Annotated in this window: 15 protein-coding genes and 1 pseudogene; 6 read left to right on the top strand and 10 right to left on the bottom strand. The window is 69.1% G+C overall.

Annotated elements, in window-relative coordinates; genetic code table 11:
* The first annotated feature begins 123 nt into the window (after nucleotides 1-123).
* Nucleotides 124-789 (top strand): GOLPH3/VPS74 family protein, encoded by a 666-nt coding sequence (locus tag HKD39_RS10155; RefSeq protein ID WP_171199769.1) that lies wholly within the window; start codon nucleotides 124-126, stop codon nucleotides 787-789.
* A gap of 197 nt (nucleotides 790-986) precedes the next feature.
* Here the strand turns inward: HKD39_RS10155 and HKD39_RS10160 are convergent, their stop codons facing one another.
* The 3 genes from HKD39_RS10160 to HKD39_RS10170 form a co-directional block, all read right to left on the bottom strand.
* Nucleotides 987-3,941 (bottom strand): vitamin B12-dependent ribonucleotide reductase, encoded by a 2,955-nt coding sequence (locus HKD39_RS10160; protein ID WP_171199770.1) that lies wholly within the window; start codon nucleotides 3,939-3,941, stop codon nucleotides 987-989.
* A gap of 170 nt (nucleotides 3,942-4,111) precedes the next feature.
* Nucleotides 4,112-4,621: a transcriptional regulator NrdR gene (nrdR, locus tag HKD39_RS10165; protein WP_171199771.1), complete on the bottom strand. Its 510-nt coding sequence runs from the start codon at nucleotides 4,619-4,621 to the stop codon at nucleotides 4,112-4,114.
* 285 nt (nucleotides 4,622-4,906) lie between these two features.
* Nucleotides 4,907-5,191, bottom strand: coding sequence for a LysM peptidoglycan-binding domain-containing protein (locus HKD39_RS10170; protein WP_171199772.1), 285 nt, complete (start codon nucleotides 5,189-5,191; stop codon nucleotides 4,907-4,909).
* A gap of 888 nt (nucleotides 5,192-6,079) precedes the next feature.
* Between HKD39_RS10170 and lexA the strand changes: the two genes are divergently transcribed.
* Nucleotides 6,080-6,859 carry a transcriptional repressor LexA gene (lexA, locus tag HKD39_RS10175; protein ID WP_171199964.1) on the top strand — a complete coding sequence of 260 codons (780 nt, stop codon included), beginning with the start codon at nucleotides 6,080-6,082 and terminating at the stop codon, nucleotides 6,857-6,859.
* A 19-nt stretch (nucleotides 6,860-6,878) separates the two neighbouring features.
* Here the strand turns inward: lexA and HKD39_RS10180 are convergent, their stop codons facing one another.
* From HKD39_RS10180 to HKD39_RS10195, 4 genes and pseudogenes are all read right to left on the bottom strand, one after another.
* Nucleotides 6,879-7,676, bottom strand: coding sequence for a deoxyribonuclease IV (locus HKD39_RS10180; protein WP_171199773.1), 798 nt, complete (start codon nucleotides 7,674-7,676; stop codon nucleotides 6,879-6,881).
* Nucleotides 7,677-7,951: 275 nt separating this feature from the next.
* A pseudogene (gene tatA, locus HKD39_RS20480) lies at nucleotides 7,952-8,320 on the bottom strand (Sec-independent protein translocase subunit TatA); the annotation flags it as partial.
* A gap of 363 nt (nucleotides 8,321-8,683) precedes the next feature.
* The gene (gene hflX / locus HKD39_RS10190; protein WP_425488441.1) at nucleotides 8,684-10,150 is read right to left on the bottom strand and encodes a GTPase HflX; all 1,467 of its coding nucleotides are present in this window, start codon (nucleotides 10,148-10,150) and stop codon (nucleotides 8,684-8,686) included.
* 279 nt (nucleotides 10,151-10,429) lie between these two features.
* A complete protein-coding gene (locus tag HKD39_RS10195; protein ID WP_171199776.1) occupies nucleotides 10,430-10,960 on the bottom strand; it encodes an ArsR/SmtB family transcription factor in 531 nt (176 codons plus the stop codon).
* Nucleotides 10,961-11,252: 292 nt separating this feature from the next.
* Between HKD39_RS10195 and HKD39_RS10200 the strand changes: the two genes are divergently transcribed.
* The gene (locus HKD39_RS10200) at nucleotides 11,253-12,551 is read left to right on the top strand and encodes an MFS transporter (protein ID WP_212754410.1); all 1,299 of its coding nucleotides are present in this window, start codon (nucleotides 11,253-11,255) and stop codon (nucleotides 12,549-12,551) included.
* Between the two features lie 202 nt (nucleotides 12,552-12,753).
* Here the strand turns inward: HKD39_RS10200 and dapF are convergent, their stop codons facing one another.
* The 3 genes from dapF to HKD39_RS10215 form a co-directional block, all read right to left on the bottom strand.
* Nucleotides 12,754-13,599 carry a diaminopimelate epimerase gene (dapF, locus tag HKD39_RS10205; protein ID WP_343074672.1) on the bottom strand — a complete coding sequence of 282 codons (846 nt, stop codon included), beginning with the start codon at nucleotides 13,597-13,599 and terminating at the stop codon, nucleotides 12,754-12,756.
* Between the two features lie 165 nt (nucleotides 13,600-13,764).
* A complete protein-coding gene (gene miaA, locus HKD39_RS10210) occupies nucleotides 13,765-14,685 on the bottom strand; it encodes a tRNA (adenosine(37)-N6)-dimethylallyltransferase MiaA (protein WP_171199777.1) in 921 nt (306 codons plus the stop codon).
* Entirely contained in the window at nucleotides 14,682-15,416 is a 735-nt protein-coding gene (locus tag HKD39_RS10215) for a hypothetical protein (RefSeq protein ID WP_171199778.1), read from the bottom strand. Before HKD39_RS10215 ends, miaA begins: the two co-directional genes overlap by 4 nt.
* A 1,240-nt stretch (nucleotides 15,417-16,656) precedes the next feature.
* Between HKD39_RS10215 and HKD39_RS20485 the strand changes: the two genes are divergently transcribed.
* From HKD39_RS20485 to HKD39_RS10230, 3 genes are all read left to right on the top strand, one after another.
* Entirely contained in the window at nucleotides 16,657-17,871 is a 1,215-nt protein-coding gene (locus HKD39_RS20485; protein WP_171199779.1) for a DUF349 domain-containing protein, read from the top strand.
* A 260-nt stretch (nucleotides 17,872-18,131) separates the two neighbouring features.
* The gene (locus HKD39_RS10225; protein ID WP_212754411.1) at nucleotides 18,132-19,454 is read left to right on the top strand and encodes a glycoside hydrolase family 183 protein; all 1,323 of its coding nucleotides are present in this window, start codon (nucleotides 18,132-18,134) and stop codon (nucleotides 19,452-19,454) included.
* 89 nt (nucleotides 19,455-19,543) lie between these two features.
* The gene (locus HKD39_RS10230; protein ID WP_212754412.1) at nucleotides 19,544-21,046 is read left to right on the top strand and encodes an extracellular solute-binding protein; all 1,503 of its coding nucleotides are present in this window, start codon (nucleotides 19,544-19,546) and stop codon (nucleotides 21,044-21,046) included.
* Nucleotides 21,047-21,066: the final 20 nt, after the last annotated feature.

The raw sequence follows: 21,066 nt of genomic DNA on the forward strand, positions 1-21,066 counted from the left end.
GTCCCGCGCAGCAGAGTGGGTATGCCGTGGCGGTGCGCTCCTGTCCATCATGCGACGCACCGGAACTGTCGCTGGTTGCATCGGCCACGGGGGTGGGCGGGTGCACGCTCGTAGACTCGGGCCATGCCGCTGATCACCGAGGAACTGTTCCTGTTGCTGCGCAATGACGAGGGCCGGCTGGAGCGGTACGGCACCGCCACCGGCTACGGGCTCACCGCCGCCATGATCACGGACCTGATGCTGGCCGGGCGGCTCGGCTTGACCGACGACAAGCAACCGCGGCTGCGCGTGCTGTCCACCCAGCCGACCGGCAACCCGGTGCTCGATCCCGGGCTGGCCCAGCTGGCCGATCGCGACGGCGACAAACTCCGGTCGCTGATCACCAAGAACTCGTTGAATCCCGAGCAGCGGGTCGCCGAATCGCTGGCCGCGGCCGGGATCGTCGAGCTGGGCGGCAAGGGCTTTCTGGGCATGGGACGCGAGCGCACCCCGGTGCTGAACCCGATGCCCGAGCAGCAGCTGCGCGCCAGGCTGGCCGCGGTGCTGGCCGGCAGCACGCCACCGACCGTCGCCGACAGCACGTTGTTGAGTGTGCTGCAGGGGCTGCAGGTGGCACGGTACGTGCTGAAGCAGGAGTCCGGAGGCGCCAACGGCCGGCAGTTGGGCAATCGGATCGAGCAGGTGGTGCGATCCACCCCGGCCGGTGATGCGGTGGCCAAGGCGGTGCAGGCGATGAACGCAGCAGTGATGACGGCCGCCATCATGCCGGTGATCGCCACCAGCAACTGACCTTCCCCCTCGACCGATCGGGACCCCGGTCGCCAGGGCGGTCACGGGCCCGCAGGCAGGCAGGACCGCGCCGCGGCCGGTGTCGGGGACCGGCCGCGGCGCGGACGAGTGGCGGTGCCGGCCGGGCCGGCTTGGCCCAGCAGTTCCTCAGCCGCCGGCTACCTCAGCCCCGGCGGTACCTGAGCAACGGCAGTACCTCAGCTGCAGCCCGAGGTGGAGCCGCAGCCTTCACACAGGTAGCAGGAGCCGGACGGGCGCATCTTGGTACCGCAGGTGAAGCACAGCGGGGCATCGGCCGACTTGCCGAGCACCAGCTCCAGCACCTCGGTGGACGAGCCGGCGGCTCCCGTGGGAGTCGCGGCACCGGCAACAGTGGCAGCGGCATCGGCGGCGGCCGGGCCCTCGGCCTCGTCCACCGCTTCGGTACCGGCGGCCTTGTTCTCTGCGCGCTTCTCGCCGGTGTCGACGGAGACCGCCATGGCCTGCACCGCGTCGTCGTTGTTGTCGTCGTCGGAAGCGGCCGGAGCGGGGTTCGCCGCGATGGTGCCGTTCACCTGGGCGGCACGCTCCTCGGCGGAGAAGATGCCGAGTTCGGCGCGCTTGTCCAGCGGCAGGTAGTCGAGCGCCATCCGACGGAACAGGTAATCCATCACCGACGAGGCGAGCCGGATGTCGGGGTCGTCCGTCATGCCGGCGGGTTCGAAGCGCAGGTTCTGGAACTTGGAGACGTAGAACTCCAGCGGAATGCCGTACTGCAGCCCGACCGAGATGGACAGCGAGAACGCGTCCATCACACCGGCCAGCGTCGAGCCCTGCTTGCCGAGCTTGACGAAGATCTCGCCGAGCCCGTCGTCCGGGTAGCTGCCGGTGGTCAGGTAACCCTCGGCGCCGCCGACGGTGAACGACACCGTCTGCGACGGGCGCTTCTTCGGCAGCCGTCGGCGCACCGGTTGGCCCGGTTCCACCGGCGCCGCAACGGTTTCGGTGGTGGCCGTTTCGGTTGCCTTGTTGTTCTTGGCGGCCGACAGCGGCTGACCGACCTTGCAGTTGTCCCGGTAGATGGCCAGCGCCTTCAGGCCCAGCTTCCAGCCCTGGGCGTAGATCTCGGCGACGTCTTCGACGGTGGCAGACTCCGGCATGTTGACGGTCTTGGAGATAGCGCCGGAGATGAACGGCTGCACCGCGGCCATCATCCGCACGTGACCCATCGGCGCGATCGACCGCTCGCCCATCGCGCAGTCGAACACCTCGTAGTGCTCGGTACGCAGGCCGGGGGCGTCGACAACGTGGCCGTTCTCGGCGATGTACTCGACGATGGCTTCGATCTGTTCCGGCTGGTAGCCAAGGGCTTTCAGCGCCCGCGGTACGGTCTGGTTGACGATCTGCATGGAGCCGCCACCGACCAGCTTCTTGAACTTGACCAGCGCAAGGTCGGGTTCGACGCCGGTGGTGTCGCAGTCCATCATCAGGCCGATGGTGCCGGTGGGGGCCAGCACGGACGCCTGGGCGTTGCGGTAGCCGTTGCGCTCGCCCAGCGCGAGGGTCTGCTCCCACACCTTGCCGGCGAGCGTCCCGATCCGCGCGGCGTCGCGGCCGAGTTCGCCCGGCACCAAACGGATCTGGTCGTTCGCGGCGGCGTGCTTGCGCATCACCCGCTTGTGTCCGTCTGCGTTACGGGCGTAGCCGTTGTACGGGCCGACGACGCCCGCCATCTCGGCGGACCGCTTGTACGCGGTGGCCTGCATCAGCGAGGTGATGGCGGCGGCGAGGCTGCGGCCACCCTCGGAGTCGTACGCGTGGCCGGTGGCCATCAGCAGCGCACCGAGGTTCGCATAGCCGATGCCCAGCTGCCGGTAGTTGCGGGTGGTCTCGGCGATCGGGTCGGTCGGGAAGTCGGCGAAGGAGATGGAGATGTCCATCGCGGTGAAGACGAACTCGACGGCCTTGGCGAACGTGTCGGCGTCGAAAGCGCCGTCGTCGCCGAGGAACTTCAGCAGGTTCATCGAGGCGAGGTTGCAGGACGAATTGTCCAGGTGCATGTACTCGCTGCACGGGTTGGACGCGTTGATCCGACCCGACTCGGGGCAAGTGTGCCAGTCGTTGATGGTGTCGTCGTACTGGATGCCGGGGTCGGCGCACTCCCACGCGGCGGTGGTGATCTTGTTGAACAGCTCTTGCGCGTCGACGGTGTCGATCACCTCACCGGTCTTGCGACCGCGCAGACCGAACTCGCCGGCCGACTCGACGGCGCGCATGAACTCGTCGGAGACGCGCACCGAGTTGTTCGCGTTCTGGTACTGCACGGAGACGATGTCGTCGCCGCCGAGGTCCATGTCGAATCCGGCGTCGCGCAGCACCCGGATCTTGTTCTCTTCCTTTGCCTTGGTCTCGACGAACTCGACAATGTCCGGGTGGTCGACGTCCAGCACCACCATCTTGGCGGCGCGGCGGGTGGCGCCACCGGACTTGATGGTGCCGGCGGAGGCGTCGGCGCCCCGCATGAAGCTGACCGGCCCCGAGGCGGTGCCACCGGAGGACAGCAACTCCTTGGACGAGCGGATGCGGGACAGGTTGAGGCCGGCCCCCGAGCCGCCCTTGAAGATCAAGCCCTCTTCCCGGTACCAGTTCAGGATGGAATCCATGGTGTCGTCGACCGCGAGGATGAAGCAGGCCGAAACCTGTTGCGGCGACGCGGTTCCGACGTTGAACCAGACCGGGGAGTTGAACGAGAAGACCTGGTGCAGCAGCATCCAGGTGAGCTCGTGGTTGAAGATCTCGGCGTCGGTGTCGGTGGCGAAATAGCCGTTGGCCTTGCCGGCCTCGGTGTACTTGGTGACGACCCGGTCGATGATGTCTTTGAGGCTGGACTCCCTGGTGTCGGAGCCGACGGCGCCGCGGAAGTACTTGCTGGTGACGATGTTGGTGGCATTGATCGACCAGAAGTCGGGGAACTCGACGCCGCGCTGCTCGAAGTTGATGCTGCCGTCCCGCCAGTTCGTCATCACCACGTCGCGGCGCTGCCAGGTCACCTGGTCGTAGGGGTGCACACCTGCGGTGGTGAACACCCGCTGCAGGGTCAGGCCCTTGCCGGTCGGGGTGGTGGCGGTGCCTGCGGTGGAGGCGGCGACGCCGTTGCTGACGGTTTCGGTCATGACGGTGAATCCCTTCGGAGCAAGACTCGGGTGTCGGGGTAGATCGATGCTGTGGCTGTCGGGTAGTCGGATGGCTGGCGATGCTGGCAGGTGCTGACGGTTGACGGTGGAGCGGTCCGTGGCCGGTCCCAGGTTCAGCGCGGCCGACCGGCCGGGGCGGCGCTGTCGGGTCAGGGACCGGCGGCGACGGGATCGGCGCTGGCGGCGCCGGCCGGTTCGGCCTGCGGACCGGGCGGATGATCGGCGCGCAGCGAGACGATCTCGGCGATGAAGTCGTCCGCGCTGGTGAAGGCCCGGTACACCGAGGCGAAGCGCAGATAGGCGACCTCGTCGAGCTCGCGCAGCGGCCCGAGGATGGCCAACCCGATCTCTTGACTCGGCACCTCGGCGGCTCCTGATGCCCGCACGGTGTCTTCCACCGTCTGGGCGAGCAGCGCCAGCGCGTCCTCATCCACCGGCCGGCCCTGGCAGGCCCGGCGGACTCCGCCGATCACCTTGCCGCGGCTGAACGGCTCGGTGACGCCGCTGCGTTTGACGACGGCCAGCACCGCTTCTTCAACGGTGGTGAACCTGCGTTGGCAGTCCTGGCACGACCTGCGGCGACGGATGGTCTGGCCGTCGTCGACCTCGCGGGAGTCGATCACTTTGGAATCGCCGTGATGACAGAACGGACACCGCATGTGATCACCTCCTGCTGCTTGCGCTCAGTCGCCGGTGCAGTTCCGGTGGACAGAGCGGCCGGTTCGTGTGGATCGATGTGGACAACCAACGGCGTCGTGCCGAGCCCGGTGGGGACAACTCGGTGGACAACCATCCAGCGTCTGACCCAACCTGTGGACAACTTACACCGTTGTGACTACTAGATGTAGGGGTGACTCTAAGCCTGCCCCTGGGTGTCCGCAAGCCTGTGCTGGCGTGTCGCCCGTCGACTCGCCGCGCGTCCAGCCGCCGGCTGCGCCGGCGCCTCAGCCGGCCGCCGGCACCGACAGCTGCACGCCGGGAACCAGCTCGGAACCCGAGCCAAGGCCGTTCAGATCGCGGATCTGCTGCACCACCTGCCTGGTGTCGGCACCGGGCGCCACCCGACTGGCGATCTGCCAGACCGACTCCCCCGGCTGCACGGTGACCGTTGACACCGACACCGGAGCCGGGGCGGCGGAACCGCCACCGAGCCACTGCGTCCCGAGCCAGACCGCGGTGAAGACGACCGTCACGGTGACGGTGAGCCGCGCCCAGCGCTGCAGCCGCACACCCGCTCCCGGCGCGCTGCCCTCGCAGCCGTACCGATACCCGGCGTCGCGCCGCCGCCCCGGCCGGGGCCGAACCGCAGTCGCGATACCGTAACTCGGCCCGGTACCGGCGGCCGCACCGCGAGGACGCAGCGGGTCCGCCGCGCGACGGCTGGCCGGCACCGCGACGGATCGGTTTCCCACCGGGCGCGCCGAATCCTGTGACGAACGCCGGCCCGAGCGTGCCGGCGAGGAAAGCCTTCCAGGGCTGATGACCGTCATCGAACTGTCCTTTCCTGCAGTGACCTGGTGCCGGCCGCCTCGGCGACCAGACCCAGGGTCGAACTGATGTACCCCTGCTGCGATGTAGTCCAACACTGGGCACCGACAGTGGTGCCTGACCTGCACAAACGACGCTGACCGGCGTTCACGCCGGGCACCCGAGGCGACCGCTGCGGCACCGCACCGGGCGCCGTGAGGGCTGCGCTGCCGAGGTACCCGCAGCCGGCGGCGACCTTGGTGACGCCAGTGACGCCAGTGACGGCGGTGACGCCAGTGACGCCAGTGACCCCAGTGACAGCGGTGCGGTCGATACGGCAGCGACCCGAAGCACGCCGCGCGCACACCTGTACGAACAGCGAACGGCGAGCGTTGATTCCATCGACGCCGCGGCAGGCGGTCGGCGCACAGCGAACGACTCCCCCGCGAACGGTGACACCCACGGGGCGGCACCACTGAGCGACCGCAGTGGATTCCCCGTTCCGACGCTGATCGAACGCGCGTTCTATCGAACACATGCCCGAAGTTTTACACAGCTAGGACGGGATTGGGAAGAAAAATCGGCGTGTCGATCGAACGCATGTTTGAATCGTGACCTTGCGCGGATTACTGTCGGTGGCAGCCCACAGAATGTGCGTCGGCCGCCCGGCCGACCGTAAGCGGAGGAGAGAGACCGTGGCCGAAAAGAAGCGCACGTCCAACGACGAGGCTGCGCCCGCCGGCGCCACCCGCGGCTCTCGCGCCGCAGGTGAGACCGTCCGCCACGAGCGCCCATTGACCATGCGCCAGCAGAAGGTGCTCAAGGTGATCAGGGACTCGGTGTCCACCCGCGGGTATCCGCCGAGCGTCCGCGAGATCGGCGAGATGGTCGGTCTCAAGTCACCGTCGTCGGTGGCGCACCAGCTGGCCGTGTTGGAGCGCAAGGGTCTGCTGCGGAAAGACCGCAACCGCCCACGGGCGGTCGACGTTCGGCCGTCGGACGATTTCGATCCGGCCGTCCCGCAGATGAACGAGCACGGCGTGGCGATGCATCCGACACCGGCCTATGTTCCCGTTGTCGGTCGGATCGCCGCGGGCGGGCCGATTCTCGCCGAGGAAGCCGTCGAAGACATCTTCCCGCTGCCCCGCGAGCTGGTCGGCGACGGCAGTCACTTCCTGCTCAAGGTGGTCGGCGACTCCATGATCGACGCGGCCATCACCGATGGCGACTGGGTGGTGGTGCAGCAGCGCCAGACCGCGGAGAACGGCGAGATCGTGGCGGCGCTGCTCGACGGCGAGGCGACCGTGAAGACCTTCAAGCGGGTGGACGGGCACGTCTGGCTGCTGCCGGCAAACTCGTCGTTCGACCCGATCCCTGGCGATGCGGCATCGGTGCTGGGTCGGGTGGTGGCGGTACTGCGCAAGGTGTGAGCCGCCGCCACGCGCGGGCTCAGTGCAGGGCGGCGCGGACCGCCGCGATGTCGGCGCGCTGCCCGGCCGGTGCGGTCTCCACGATGGCCGGCGCACCGGCCTCGGCCACCACTGCACCGATCAGTTCGGGGTCGATCTGATTGTCGGCGCCAGCGCCGAACGGTTGGCCGCCGAAGTTGGCGTGCCGGTCGCGGGTGGAACCGAACGGGTCACGAGAACCATTGGCGTGCACCAGGTCTATCCGGCCGGTGATGGACTTGATCTGCTCAATGGCTTGTGCCAACTCGATACCGGCGGCGAAGGCATGGCAGGTGTCGAGGCAGAATCCGGCGCCGAACTCCCCCACCGCGTCCCACAGCCGGCCGATCTGGTCAAGGGTGCGGGCCATCGCATTGTCGCCGCCGGCGGTGTTCTCGATGAGCACCGGTACCGGCAGCTCCCCGGCCCGTTCGAAGAACTTTCGCCAGTTGTCGAAGCCGGTGGCGGCATCGTCACTGTCGCCGACGTGCCCGCCGTGCACGATCAGCCCACGGGCGCCGATCGCGGCGGCGCCGGCCGCGTGGGATGCCAGCAGCTTGCGGCTGGGGATGCGGATGCGGTTGTTGGTCGAGGCGATGTTGATGCGGTACGGCGCGTGAATGAACACCGCGATCTCGCTGCTGGCGAAGGCGGCAGCGTCATCACGTTCCGGCGGGTCCACCCAGCCCTGCGGTTCGGTGAGGAAGAACTGGACAGCGTCCGCGCCGAGTTCGGCCGCCGCCGCCAGCGGATCGGGACTGTCGAGGTGGGCACCAACGGGTTGCGCTGCGGTGGTCATGCCGTCACGCTATCTGCCCGCTCGGACGGTGCCTTGCCCATCACGCGGTGGTGACGCTCGACCGATGTGCCGGCACCGGGCTCGGAGTCAGGGCGGTGGACGATCGCGGCCACCAGGCCGGGCGGCGACGCGGCCGAGCACAGTGCACTCGCCGGCTACCTACCAGCTAGCGGCGGCGCTGGGGTTCAGCTGCCGGAGCGGTTCGGGTCGCTGAACTGCTGATCGCCCGCGGTCGCCGGAGTGTAGGGCTGCGCCGGACGGGCCACCTGCGGCACCGCTTCGGCGACGGGCTGCTGCACCGGCACCTGCTGCGCTGGCTGCTGGTACTGCAGCTGCGCGGGGGTCGCCGGCTGCACGGTGTTGGCCGGCACCGGCTGCACCGGCACTGCCTGAGCCGGCGCCGCCTGAGCTGGCGCTGCCTGGGTCGGCTGGACCGGTTGCGGAGCGGTGAGCTGCGGCGTTTCAGCCTGCTGGGCGTCAGCGGACTTGCGGCTGTCGTCGTCCTGCATCGCACCGACCTCGGACTTGAGGATGCGCAGCGAGCGGCCGACACCGCGAGCGGCGTCCGGGAGCTTCTTGGCTCCGAACAGCAGGATGAACGCAGCGATAATGATCAACCAGTGCCACCAGGACAATCCGCCCATGATGTGTCCCTCCAAGAGTTCAGGTCGCTTCTATGACCAGGACGTCGAGCCTCAGCCTACGCTGTGTGGCCCGAGCGGGCAGCGACGGCAACACCATTCACCGAAGCCGCACAGCACCGGCACGGTCGCCGCACAGCGCGGCTTCGGCGGTACTGCTTGGGCTCCACCGGCGCTGCTGGGGCGCGGCGACTCGTCGGTCGGCGCCGGACTGCACTACTCCGGTGGAGGTTGGCGACCCACCCTGGCTCTGTGCGCCGCCACTAGTGCGTTCGGGGCCGACGCCGCGGCGGATGGGTCGAGCGGAGCACCTCGCGCCAGGACGGCGGCGGTGCGCTCCGGTCACTGAGCGACGGTGCGCTCCGGTCACTGAGCGGCGGTCGAGTAACCGGACAGCGCGCCGGCCAGATCCTGCGGAACCTTGGCGGTGAGCCGGGTTCCGCCGGCCTCGTGGTCTTGGTGCAGCACCGTGCCCTCGCGGTGGGTGCGGTCGACCAGCGCCCCCTGGTCGAACGGGACCAGCACATCGACCAGAACCGCCGGGTCGGGAAGCCGCTCGCCGATCACCGCGCGCAGCTCGTCGATCCCGGCGCCGGTACGGGCCGAGCAGAACACCGCATCGGGGAACAGGTGCCGCAGCCGCAGCAGCTCGTCGTCGGAGGCGGCGTCGATCTTGTTGACCACCAAGATTTCCGGAACCTGGGCGGCGTCGATGTCGGCGAGCACCTCGCGGACGGCGGCGACCTGTTGCTCGGGGTTCGGGTCGGAGCCGTCGATCACGTGCAGCAGCAGGTCCGACTCGGCGACCTCTTCGAGAGTCGACCGGAACGACTCCACCAGTTGATGCGGCAGGTGCCGGACGAAACCCACCGTGTCGGTCAGGGTGAACTCGCGGCCGTCATCGGCGCGGCTGCGCCGAGTGGTCGGGTCAAGGGTGGCGAACAGCGCGTCCTGCACCAGTACCCCGGCCCGGGTCAGCCGGTTCAGCAGCGACGACTTGCCTGCGTTGGTGTAACCGGCGATCGACACGGCCGGTACCTGGCGGGCACGTCTGCGAGAACGCTTGGTGTCACGAACTTTTCGCATCGCCGACAGGTCGGTGCGCAGCTGCGAGATGCGCTTGTGGATGCGCCTGCGGTCCAACTCGAGCTTGGTCTCACCCGGGCCGCGGGAGCCCATACCGGCGCCGCCGGACACCCGACCGCCCTGCTGCCGGGACAGCGCCTCGCCCCAACCGCGCAACCGCGGCAGGAAGTAGTTGAGTTGCGCCAGCTCGACCTGCGCCTTGCCCTCCTTGGACGAGGCGTGCTGGGCGAAAATGTCGAGGATCAGAGCCGTCCGGTCGATCACCTTGACCCGCAGCCGCTGCTCGAGGTTGCGCAGCTGGGCCGGGCTGAGCTCGCCGTCGCAGATCACCGTGTCGGCACCGGTGGCGGCCACCAGCTCGGCGAGTTCGGCGACCTTGCCCGACCCGATGTACGTGGCGGCGTCCGGCTGCCGGCGGCGCTGCACCACCGCGTCCAGCACCACAGACCCTGCGGTTTCGGCGAGTCGGCTAAGTTCGGCCATCGAGGCGTCCGCGGCTGCGGCGGTGGCGCTGTCGGCGCCCCAGATGCCGACCAACACCACCCGTTCCAGCTGCAGTTCGCGGTACTCGACCTCGGTGATGTCGGTGAGCTGCGTCGACAGACCGGCGACGCGGCGCAGCGCCGCACGATCGGCAAGGTCTTCCTCACCTCTGGTGACCGTGCCGCTGGTGACCGTGCCTCTGGTGAACGTCGCCGGGTGGACGTCGGGCCGCTCGGCCGGTGCGTCCTCGTCCCGGTCCGACACTTTCCGATCCGACAATGACGCTCGGCGGCCTTCGTCGTCCGGTTCCGGACGATCCGAGGCTGGACGGTCTGCTGCTGATACGGGGAGTTCACTCATCTGGCCTTCCAGGGTGCCACGTCGGCACCGGAATCTCAGCCCGATTTCTCCGCGGGCAGACCGGCGGAGATTCGACCTGAGCTGCCGCCAGTGGCGGAAAAACCCACCGCATCCGCCGCTTGGCGCCACTGGAGGCAGCTCAGGTACACGTGCCGGACGTGCGCGTCCGCAACGACAATCGCGTCACCGCGGTTCGGGGAACACCGCAAGAAACAGCGAAATCCGCTCCCCGTCCGGGTCGTGCGGGCGGCCGGCGAACTCGTTGAACAGCGCGGAGATCCTGGTGACCAGCTCGTCACGATGTTCGGGGCTGAGCTGCAGACCGAGCCTGGCGGTGTCCACCGACGTTTCCGGCACCTCGGCCACCTCGTCGAAGAACGCCCGCAGGATCGAGTTGCTGCCGTCCGGTTCGGTGCTCAGCCGCCACGATTTGCCGGTGGCGCGGTAGGGCACCTCGGTGGACCCGCGGGGCCCGCGGCGGGGCGGATCGGCCTGCAGAAATCCCTGGGTCACCAGCGTGCGCACGTGGTGCAGCACCGAGGCCGGATTGCGGCCCAACCGTTCGGCCAGTTGCTTGTTGGTGAGCGGCTCGTACAGGCACAGCCGCAGGATGCGCAGCCGGGTGACGCTGGCCAGCGCTTTGCGCTCGGCGTCGGTCGCTGGTCGTCGTTCGTCGCCCCGTGGTGAGGTGGGTGCTGGCCGGCCGCCGGTCATGTCCTCACTGTAGGCAGCACGCCGGACGGTACGCAGCGCGCCGGCAGCACAGTGATTGAGTTTTCTCAATCGGTGATGCAGACTGCTCGGCATGCCCGCCTGGATGAGCGTCCGGGATTGCCCGTGACCACCCCCGACCCCCGGTTGCCCGACGTGCTGCCGGGAGCTCACGCCCGACCTGCCCGCGCCCGACCCGGAACTCTCCGCCCCTGCCTCCACGGTGCACGCAACGCAGGCCCGCGCAACCGATTCTTCGGAGGCCGCCGCCGCACCGGCGAGAGCGGAAAGACCGGTGGACACCGCCCGGCCGAGCCTGTGGCACCACGCCGACTTCATGCGGCTGTGGGCCGGCGACACAGCGAGCCAGCTCGGTGCGGCGCTCGGTACCTTCGCGATTCCCTATCTGGCAGTGACGGCACTGAAAGCCAGCGAGTTCCAGATGGGGCTGCTCGGCACCCTCACCACGCTCGGCTTCCTGATTATCGGGTTGCCGTCCGGCGCTCTCATCGACCGGCGCGACAAGCGATCGGTGATGATCACCGCCGACTTCGGCCGCTTCCTGCTGCTGGCCACCCTGCCGGTCGCATGGTGGCTGGGGGTCCTGACGTTCGCGCAGGTGGCGATCGTCGCGACGCTGGTCGGCATGCTGCAGGTGTTCTTCGACGTCAGCTATCAGAGCTATCTTCCGTCGCTGGTGCACCGCGACCAGGTCGTCGAGGGGAACTCGAAACTGCAAGCGTCGCAATCGGTGTCGCAGGCGGTCGGGCCGGCGTTCGGCGGCTTCCTTATCAAGATCGCCGGGGCCGCCTGGTCGATCGCCATCAACGCGATCGGTTATCTGATCTCCGCGGTGTGTCTGCTGAAGATCAACCATCGCGAGACGCCGCCGGCGCGCACCGACCGTCGGCCACTGGTCAGTGAGATCCGTGAGGGCTTGGCGTTCGTGGTGCGACATCCGTTGCTGCGCAGGCTCATCGCCTGTACCGGCATCAGCAACCTGTTCAACTCGGTGAGCAACGTGCTGATGGTGCTGTACATGGTGCAGATGCTGCACCTTTCGCCGGTGACCATCGGGGTGATCGAAGCCGCCATGGCGGTGGGCGGGCTGTGCGGCGCGTTGATCACCACTCGGCTGGCCGACCGCATCGGTGAGGGCCCGACGATCATCGTCACCGCGACCCCGTTCGCCGTCATCGCCTTCGCCTGGCCGTTGTCTTCGGTGCTGCCTGCGGTGCCGACGTTACTGGTCGCGTCGTTCGTCGCCGGGGTCAGCGTTGTCGCGTACAACATCGCGACAGTCATTTTCCGGCAACGGCTTTGCCCACCGAAGCTCTTGGGCCGGATGAACGCTTCCGCCCGTTTCCTGGTGTGGGGCGGGATGCCGATCGGGTCGTTCATCGGTGGAGTGCTCGGCCACCAGTTCGGCGTCCTGCCGACCTTCTACGTTGCGGCCGTCGGCGTCAGCCTTTCGCTGTTACCGATCTACCTGTCGCCGCTGTGGCGGATCCGCAAACTGCCCGCCTACGACGAGGACGGTGAGGGCACCGACGGATCCGGCGGCAGCGCCGAGCGTGCCAGCGTTGGTGATTGATTCCGCGCCGGCGAGCCGGCAGGGCCGGGGTGGCGAGCGGACGTGCCGGGTGGAATCGGCGAGCCCATCAACCTCGCGCAGGAAACCTCAAGCGCGGCAACGGATCACCACGATCAGGAGGCGACTGCGCGCGTCCAACGCGCGAACCCGGCCGGCCGGCGGGTTCAACTCCAGCCCTCAGCGCGGGAACATAGCTCGGAAGTCAGCCGGCCAACACGGCCGGGTTCAGCGTCCCGGAGTACACCAGCACCGCCGGCCCGCGCAGGGTGGCGCGGCCGTCGTCGTCGATGGTGACGTGCACGGTGCCGCCGGGGACGTCGACGGTGACGGTACCCACGCGGCGGCCGGTACGGGCGAGCTGTACCGCGGCTACCGCCGCCGTTCCGGTTCCGCAGGAACGGGTTTCGCCGGCGCCGCGCTCGTACACGCGCATCCGCACCCTGTCGTCGTCGATCACCGAGACGAACTCGATGTTGACGCCATCGGGAAAGTCGGAAGCCGAGAAGCTCGGCGGCTCGGCCAGGTCGAGGTCGGCAAGCTCGGGATCGTCCGGCCCCAGCACGGTGACCAGGTGCGGGTTGCCGACATTGACGGCGCGGCCCCGGTGTTCGCGCCCGGCGACCACCGCCACCGGCCCGTCGGGACCGAGGGTGACCACGTCGAGGCCGACGCTGACGTCGCCGTCTCCGTCGACAGTGGCGACCCGTTCGCCTCCGCGGACATCGAAGGTGAAGGTGCCGGCGGGCTGATAACCGGCGTCGACCAGGAAGCGGGCGAACACCCGTGCACCGTTGCCGCACATTTCCGCGGGCGAGCCGTCTGAGTTGCGGTAGTCCATCAGAAATCGATCGGGGTGCTCGGGGCTGGGAGCCACCCGGATCACGCCGTCGGCACCGATCCCGCTGCGCCGGTCGCTGAGCGTCCTGGCGAGTTCGGCGGTGAGCTCCAGTTCACCGCGCGGGTCGGGCAGCAGCACGAAATCGTTCTCGGTGCCGTGGCCCTTGACGAAGGTCAGCTCCGCCGCCGGTTCGGGTTGGGGTGCGCTCACCGGACCAAGGGTAGCCACTGCCCGGCACCACCGTCGGTCAGCAACGGTCGATCAGTGCGCAGCCGGCAATGCGCAGCCCTCAGTGCGCGGCCATCGGATCGGCCATCGGATCGGCCGTCAGATCAGCACCAGGCGGGTGAGCTGCCGGTGTGCGGCAGCCGGTGCTCACCCGCCGAAAAGCTGCAGCGTGCGCTCCAGCAGCTCCGGGTCGGCACCGTCGAGTTGGTGCCGGCGCGGGTCACGGCGGAACCACGACCGTTGCCGGCGAACGAAACGGCGGGTAGCGGTGACGGTGTCCGCCGCAGCTTGTTCCATGCTGCTGCGGCCGTCGATGGCGTCGATCAGCTGCGCATAGCCGAGCGCTCGGCGGGCGGTGACACCGTCCCGGAGCCCGGCAGCCAGCAGACCGCGCACCTCCTCGACGAAGCCGGCTCGCATCATCTGCTCGACGCGCCGCTCCAGCCGCTGGTCCAGCTCGGCAGGGTCGCGGTCGACGGTGACGATGACGCCGCCGTAGCGCGCCGGCCCGGGCTTGGGAAGGTTTGCGGTGAACGGTTTTCCGGTGATCTCGATGACCTCGAGCGCCCGGACGATGCGGCGCCCGTTGCTGGGCAGCACGGCCTGCGCCGCCGGCGGGTCGAGGCGCGCCAGCTCGGCATGCAGGCGCTCGGCACCTTCGTGCTCCAGACGCTCCAGATACCGGGCGCGCACCTGCGGATCCGTTCCGGGAAAGTCGATCTCGTCGATCACCGCCTGGATGTACAACCCGGACCCGCCGACCAGAATGGGGGTGACACCGGCCGCCAGCAGTTCTTCGATGCGACTCCTGGCCTGGCGTTGATACACGGCGACGCTCGCCGTCTCGGTGACGTCCCAGATGTCCAACAGGTGATGCGGCACCGATTCCCGTTGCGCCGCCGTCACTTTCGCCGTGCCGATGTCCATGCCGCGATAGGTCTGCATGGAGTCGGCGTTGATCACCTCGCCGCCGAGGCGCTGCGCCGCCGCGATCGCCAGCTCGGACTTCCCGGTACCGGTGGGGCCGGCGATCACCAGCAGCCGCCCGGCCCGGCCCGGCCTCGTCACCGCCACCACCGGTACACGTGGTAGCCGACGCCGTACGGGGCACCGAAGAAACGTCCTGCGCCGCACCACTTCTGGCCGTCTTCCTGCCGATCGGCCATGGCCCGCAACGCCATCGGCAGGCTGGCACCGGTCGGATCGGCGCGGTGGGACGCCGGCTGCCGCCGCTCGCTCCGGCCGGCGAGCGCGTCGGCCTGCCAGTGCCGCTCGCGCCGCTCGGCGTCCGCGGAGGCGGCCACCACCTCCCGGCGCTGTTCGGGTGCCGGCGCCAGCGGGCCGCCCGGATGGCTCAGCGCCCCGTCCGCCAGCAGCAGCAGGCCGACGGATGCCGGCACGGCGTCGGCCGGGCTTGCCGTACCGGCAGAACCAGCAGCACCGGCCAGGACCGCTCGGCCCACCCACCAACCGGCCGCGGCCGGGTCCGCCGGATCGAGCGCGTCGGAGTCGGCATCGGAATCATTGTGGCGGCCGGCCCGGCCGTAGGGGTGACGCTGCCAGCGAGGGTCCGGCAGCTCGGACGGGTGCAGCACTCCCCCGGCGGTGACACCGCCCGCGGTCGCGATCAGCAACTCGACCACGCTGGACCGCTGCAGCAGCCACCGGGCCGCCTCGACTACCGCCGCCACCAGCTCGGGTTGTTCGGCCTGCAGTTGCGGTGCGACGCCCGGAATCAGCCAAGGAGCGGCGGGGATCAGCGCGGCGTTGGTGGGCGCTGGAAGCGGCGGCTGGGACATCAGCGCCGAAGGTACCGGGTTCGGGGTCCACGCCGCGTCGCCGCCTGGCGACTGTTGATATACCTCTCGCTCGACGCGGCCTGACCAGGCAGACTAGAGGTTGCCGCCGTCGCCGGATTCCGGGGACGGCCGCACACGACCGGGGGCGGTCACGCCGCGCGCGCACCGCCCGGGCCCCGCGGCCCCACGAACGACAAGGACCGAGATGACCGCCGAGCACCCCGACCGCAGCTCCGATTCGCAGCCGACCGCACCGGCCGAGCCCACCACCACCGACGACGGCTCAGCGTCAACAGCAGCGCCGTCGGCGTCGGGCGATCATCAGGACTCCGCATCGCAACAGGCAGCAGCGCAACAAACCGCACCGCAACAGGCAGCATCGCAACAGACCGCATCGCAACAGGCACCGGCCGGCCGCCCGGAGTCCGGGCCGGCGCCGTCCCAGCCCGCCGAGTCAACACCGTCCGGCACGGTGCATTCAGAGACCGTGCAGTCGGAGCCGGTGCAGCCAGAGACCGTGCATTCAGAGACCGTGCGTTCAGACACGGTGCATTCAGAGCCAGTGCAGCCAGAGACCGCGCAGCCAGCGACAGTGCCCTCGACCTCCGCACAGTCCGGCGCCGCACAGTCTGAAACAGCGCCGTCTGAAACAGCGCCGTCTGAAACAGCGCCGTCTGAAACAGCGCCGTTTGAATCAACGCCGTCGGAACCGTCGGTGCCCGCCGCAGCACCGTCTACCGCTACCCCGCCCACCGATGCACCGTCCGCCGGAGCACCAGCAGCCGATGCTCCATCCAGCGGAGCACCCTCTACCGAAGCACCGTCAGCCGAAGCACCGTCAGCCGAAGCACCGTCAGCCGAAGCACCGTCAGCCGAAGCGCCGACCTCCGAGACCGCGCCCGACGCCGACTCCGGGCCGGCCGACGCGGGTGCTGCCACGGCGCCGGACGGCGGCCGCCCACCACGCGGCGACCGGCGGCCGGCATCGGGTGGGCAGCACCATGGCCGCCCCGGCGACCGCCAGAAAGACCGGCAGAAGGACCGGCAGAAGGACCGCCAGAAAGAGGGTCAGCCAGACAACCAGGGCGACAAGCCAGGCAACCAGCACGGGTCAAAACCAGCAGGCCGCCCGGGCCGTCCCGGCAAGCCGGGGCGCCCAGGTGGACCCCGGCGCGGAGCCGGCCACGGTGCGCAGGCGCCCACCCCGACCGCTGCCGGGCATGCCGTCGTCGAGCCGACGGTGGAACCGGTCGACCCGACGCAATGGGGCCGGATCGACGAAGCCGGCACCGTCTACGTCCGGACCGGAGCCGGCGAGCGCGCGGTCGGTACCTGGGCCGCGGGCGAACCGGCGGAGGGGCTGGCGCACTTCGGGCACCGCTTCGACGACTTCTCGACCCAGATCGCGGTGCTGGAGGCGCGGCTGGCCTCCGGCACCGGCGACCCGAAAGCCGCCAAGCAGCAAGCACTTGCGCTGCGCGATCAGGTGGCCGAGCTGGCCGCCGTCGGCGATCTGGACGGTGCAGCGGCCCGGCTCGAGGTGGTGATCGGCGCCGCCGATCAGGCCATCGCCGGCGCCTCGCAGGCCCGCGCCCAGGCCAGGGCGAACGCGGTGGCCGCGAAGGAGGCGCTGTGCGCCGAGGCCGAGCAGCTGGCCGAGTCCACCTCGTGGAAGAGCACCGGCGACCGGCTCAAGGCCATCGTCGACGAGTGGCGGCAGATCCACGGCATCGACCGCAAGACCGACGACGCCCTGTGGAAGCGATTCGCCAAGGCCAGGGACACCTTCACCCGGCACCGCGGCTCCCACTTCGCCGAACTCGACAAGCAGCGCGGCGCCGCCAAACAGGCCAAGGAAGAACTGATCACCAGGGCGGAAGCGCTGTCCGACTCCAGCGACTGGGGCGAGACGGCCGGCGCCTACCGCGAGCTGATGACCGAGTGGAAGGCCACCGGGCGGGCCCCGCGCGAGGTGGAAGACAGCCTCTGGGAACGGTTCCGCGGCGCGCAGGAGAAGTTCTTCTCGCGGCGCAACCAGGTGTTCGCCGAACGGGACGCGGAGTTCGAGGCCAACGCCAAGACCAAGGAGAGCCTGCTCGCCGAGGCCGAGAAGATCGACCCGGCCCGCGATCTTGACGCCGCAAGAGCCGCCCTGCGATCCATCCAAGAACGATGGGAAGCGGCCGGAAAGGTTCCACGGGAACGGATTCGGGAGTTCGACTCGAAGCTGCGCGCGGTGGAAGATCGGGTCCGCAAGGCCGAGGATGCCCACTGGCGCCGTACCGATCCGGAAACCCAGGCAAGGGTCGACCAGTTCCGCCAACGCGTCGAGCAGTTCCGCACCCAGGCCGAGAAGGCCAGGGCGGCCGGCAACGAGCGGAAGGCCAACGAGGCCGACGCCCAAGCCGCGCAGTGGGAGGAATGGCTGCGGGCCGCAGAAAACGCCGTCGAATAGTCGCGCCGGGTAACCACGCGGTAACCGGATCGCGGGCCCCGGGAGTGCCGGCAACGCCCATGGCAACCTTCCGGTAACGGCGCGCGCCGGCGCCTTGACATGATCTGACCTGACCGGCCAGACTCTCGCCAGAAATCGTTATCTCGGGCCCACCGGGTGCCGCCAGCAGGCTGCGCACCACCGGCCACGACCACGAGAGGACGGGTGAGGGCAATGACGCCACCCGCACCGCCGGACCATCTGCACCCAGCAACGCGCGCGTGAACGGCCGCGCGTTCCGCCGCCGCGCGTTCTTCGGCTTCCTGGCCGCCGCAACGGTCGGCTGCGCCGCCAACCCCGCCGCGTCGACGACGTCGACGTCGGCGTCGACGTCCGGCAGCTCCGGCACCGCCCGCCCGGACGGCACCACCCACTCGGCAAGCAGTGCCGGAACCGCCGGGGGTTCGGCCGCCGGCGGTTCAGCAGCGCTGGCCGCTTCCGCCGCCACCAGCCGGACGTTGACCGGGGTCGACAACGTCACCAGGGTTGCGCAGCTCACCGGGCCGGGCGGCATCAACAACACCGCCAAGTACCGCATTGCCGGTACCGACCTCGGGTCGATGTTCGAGCACAACGGGAAGACCTGGTTCGTCTTCGGCGACACCTTCGGCCGGCGCGCGCCGGGCCAGACCGGCGGTGGCGGCGATGAGTGGCGCAGCAACGCACTGGCCTACTCCACCGACGCAGATCCCGCTGACGGCATCACTTTTGACGGCTTCGTCACCGACCAGAAGACCGGTTGGGCGCTGGAACCGATCCCCGGCGAGAAGATCGACAACCAAGAGATGACCAAGATCCCCACCTACGGTTTCTCCGCGGGCGGCGCGATGTACCTGGCGTACATGTCCGTCAAACACTGGGGTGAGCCCGGTGAGTGGGAGACCAACTACTCCGGCCTGGCCAAGTCCACCGACGACGGCAAGACCTGGACCCAGCTGGCGACGCCGAAGTGGTCGGGTACCAGCAACTTTGTTCAGGTCAGCGTCGTCGAGCGGGACGGCATGCTGTACTTTCTCGGCGTCACGCACGGGCGCTTCGGGCCGGTGCGGTTGATGCGGGTACCGACCGCCGAGGTGGAGAAACCCGCGTCGTACCAATACTTCTCGGGGACGGCAGCCGACGGTTCGCCGCAATGGAGCGCCGACGAGAAGGCCGCGGCGGTGGTGCTGGACGACACCGTCGGCGAGCTGTCCGCGGCCTGGAACGCGTATCTCGACAGCTGGATCCTGACCTACTCCAACGGCAACGGCGACACCACCATCCGCCAGGCCCCGCAGTTGTGGGGGCCCTGGGGTCCGGCCCGCACCCTGATCGCCCAGTCGGCGCTGCCCGGCCTGTACTCCCCCTACCTGCTGCCCAAGTACACCGCTGACGGCGGCCGCACCGTCTACTTCACGCTGTCGGTGTGGGATCCGTACCAGGTGTTCTGGTACCGCGCCGACCTGACAGCGGCGACGGGCGACTCCCCAGCGTCCGCGGCCGAAAGCAGCCGACCGGCGGCCAGTGGCGGTGTCCCGTTACCGGCCAGCACCTCCGACGGTTAGCGCCATAACACCGCTGCAGCAACACTTTCCCAGCCTTCCCCCACTCTCCACCCCCACCCCCGATGACTCATCACGCTCAAGGAGGAGTTATGAGTTCGCACCGCACCCACACCACCCGATACCGCCGCCGGCTGACCGCGGCGACCGCCACCGTTGTTGCGGGCGCCGTGCTGGCCGCCTGCGGTGGCCCGTCGCCGGCCGGACCCGCAGGCGGCAACGACGCCGGCGGCGGTAATGCCGCGGCCACCGAGAACACCGGTGACGCAGCCGGTTCCGGCGCCGCCGGTGGTGGTGACGGCGCCGCGACCACCGCCAACACCACCTCGGGCGTCAGCGAGATGAAGGGCACCGCCGCTGCCGGGGCCACCACCATCTCGTTCTGGCAGACCAAGTTCGAGGATTATCAGCAGAAGTGGTTCGCCGACCAGATCGCCAAGTACAACTCCAGTCAGAACAAGGTGTTCGTCAAGTACACCGTGGTGCCCGGCGACGTGTTCGAGACCAAGTTGAAGGCCGCCCAGCAGGCCGGCACCCAGCCGGATGTGGCGACCACCAACTACGGCTCCATCTCCGACGGTGTCGCGCAGGGTAAGTTCGCCGAGCTGGACGGCAAGATCCCGGCGGAGGCATTCGCCGACATCAAGGACAACGTCAAGGATTTCGTCAAGGTCGGCGACAAGAACTATGCGTATCCGATGTTGGTGGAGCCGTCGACGGTGCTGTACTACCGGGCGGACCTGGCGAAGGCGGCCGGCCTCGACCCGGAGAAGCCGCCGACCACCTGGGACGAGCTCATCGATTGGTCGGCGAAGCTGACCAAGGGCAAGGTCAAGGGCATGACGATCGCCTCGACCAAGGCCGATCTGTCGTGGTCGAGCTGGGGTCTGCAGTACAACGCCTGCGGGCGCCTGCCGATCTCGGACGATTGGTCGAAGGCGGAAGCCACCAGCGAGTGCTACACCAAGCTGCTGCAGCTCTACCAGACGCTGTTCCAGAAGAAGTACATGCCGCAGACCCCCAAGGTCGGCTACCCGGACGCCGCGCCGTACGTCAACGGCGAGGTGGCGATGATGGCAAACGGCTCCTGGGCCGTGGGACAGCTCAAGGACGCCAAGAAGCCGGAGCTGTTGAAGAACACCAGGGTGGCAGCGTTCCCGTCGGTGGACGGTGATCCGAAGAAGCCGACGGCAACGCTGGGCGGCTGGACCCTCACGGTGGATTCGAAGTCGAAGAATCAGGATGGGGCGGCCGATTTCATCAACTGGCTGCTGGCCTCCGACCCGCAGCGGATGGCCGAGTTCTTCAAGCTCAGCGGCTACTCCAAGTTCACCGTGCGCACCTCGGTGGACAAGGCGCTGGCCAGCACCCCTGAGGCCACCAACGACCCGTTCATGAAGATCATCAACGACCAGGTGGTGCAGTTCGGCAAGCAGGAGCCGGGCTACCCGCTGGACATCTCGAATGCCTTCGCCGACGCCATCGAGTCGTCGATGAAGGGCAAGGCCGACATCAAGGCCAGCCTTGAGGCGGCCAACGCCAAGATCGAACGCACCATCCAGCAGCAACGGCTGGCCGGCAAGGGCAACGGCTGAGTGTCGCTGTTGACGGCTGA

The sequence above is a fragment of the Nakamurella aerolata genome, from assembly GCF_013002705.1.
In the GTDB taxonomy this organism is placed as follows: Bacteria; Actinomycetota; Actinomycetes; order Mycobacteriales; family Nakamurellaceae; genus Nakamurella; species Nakamurella aerolata.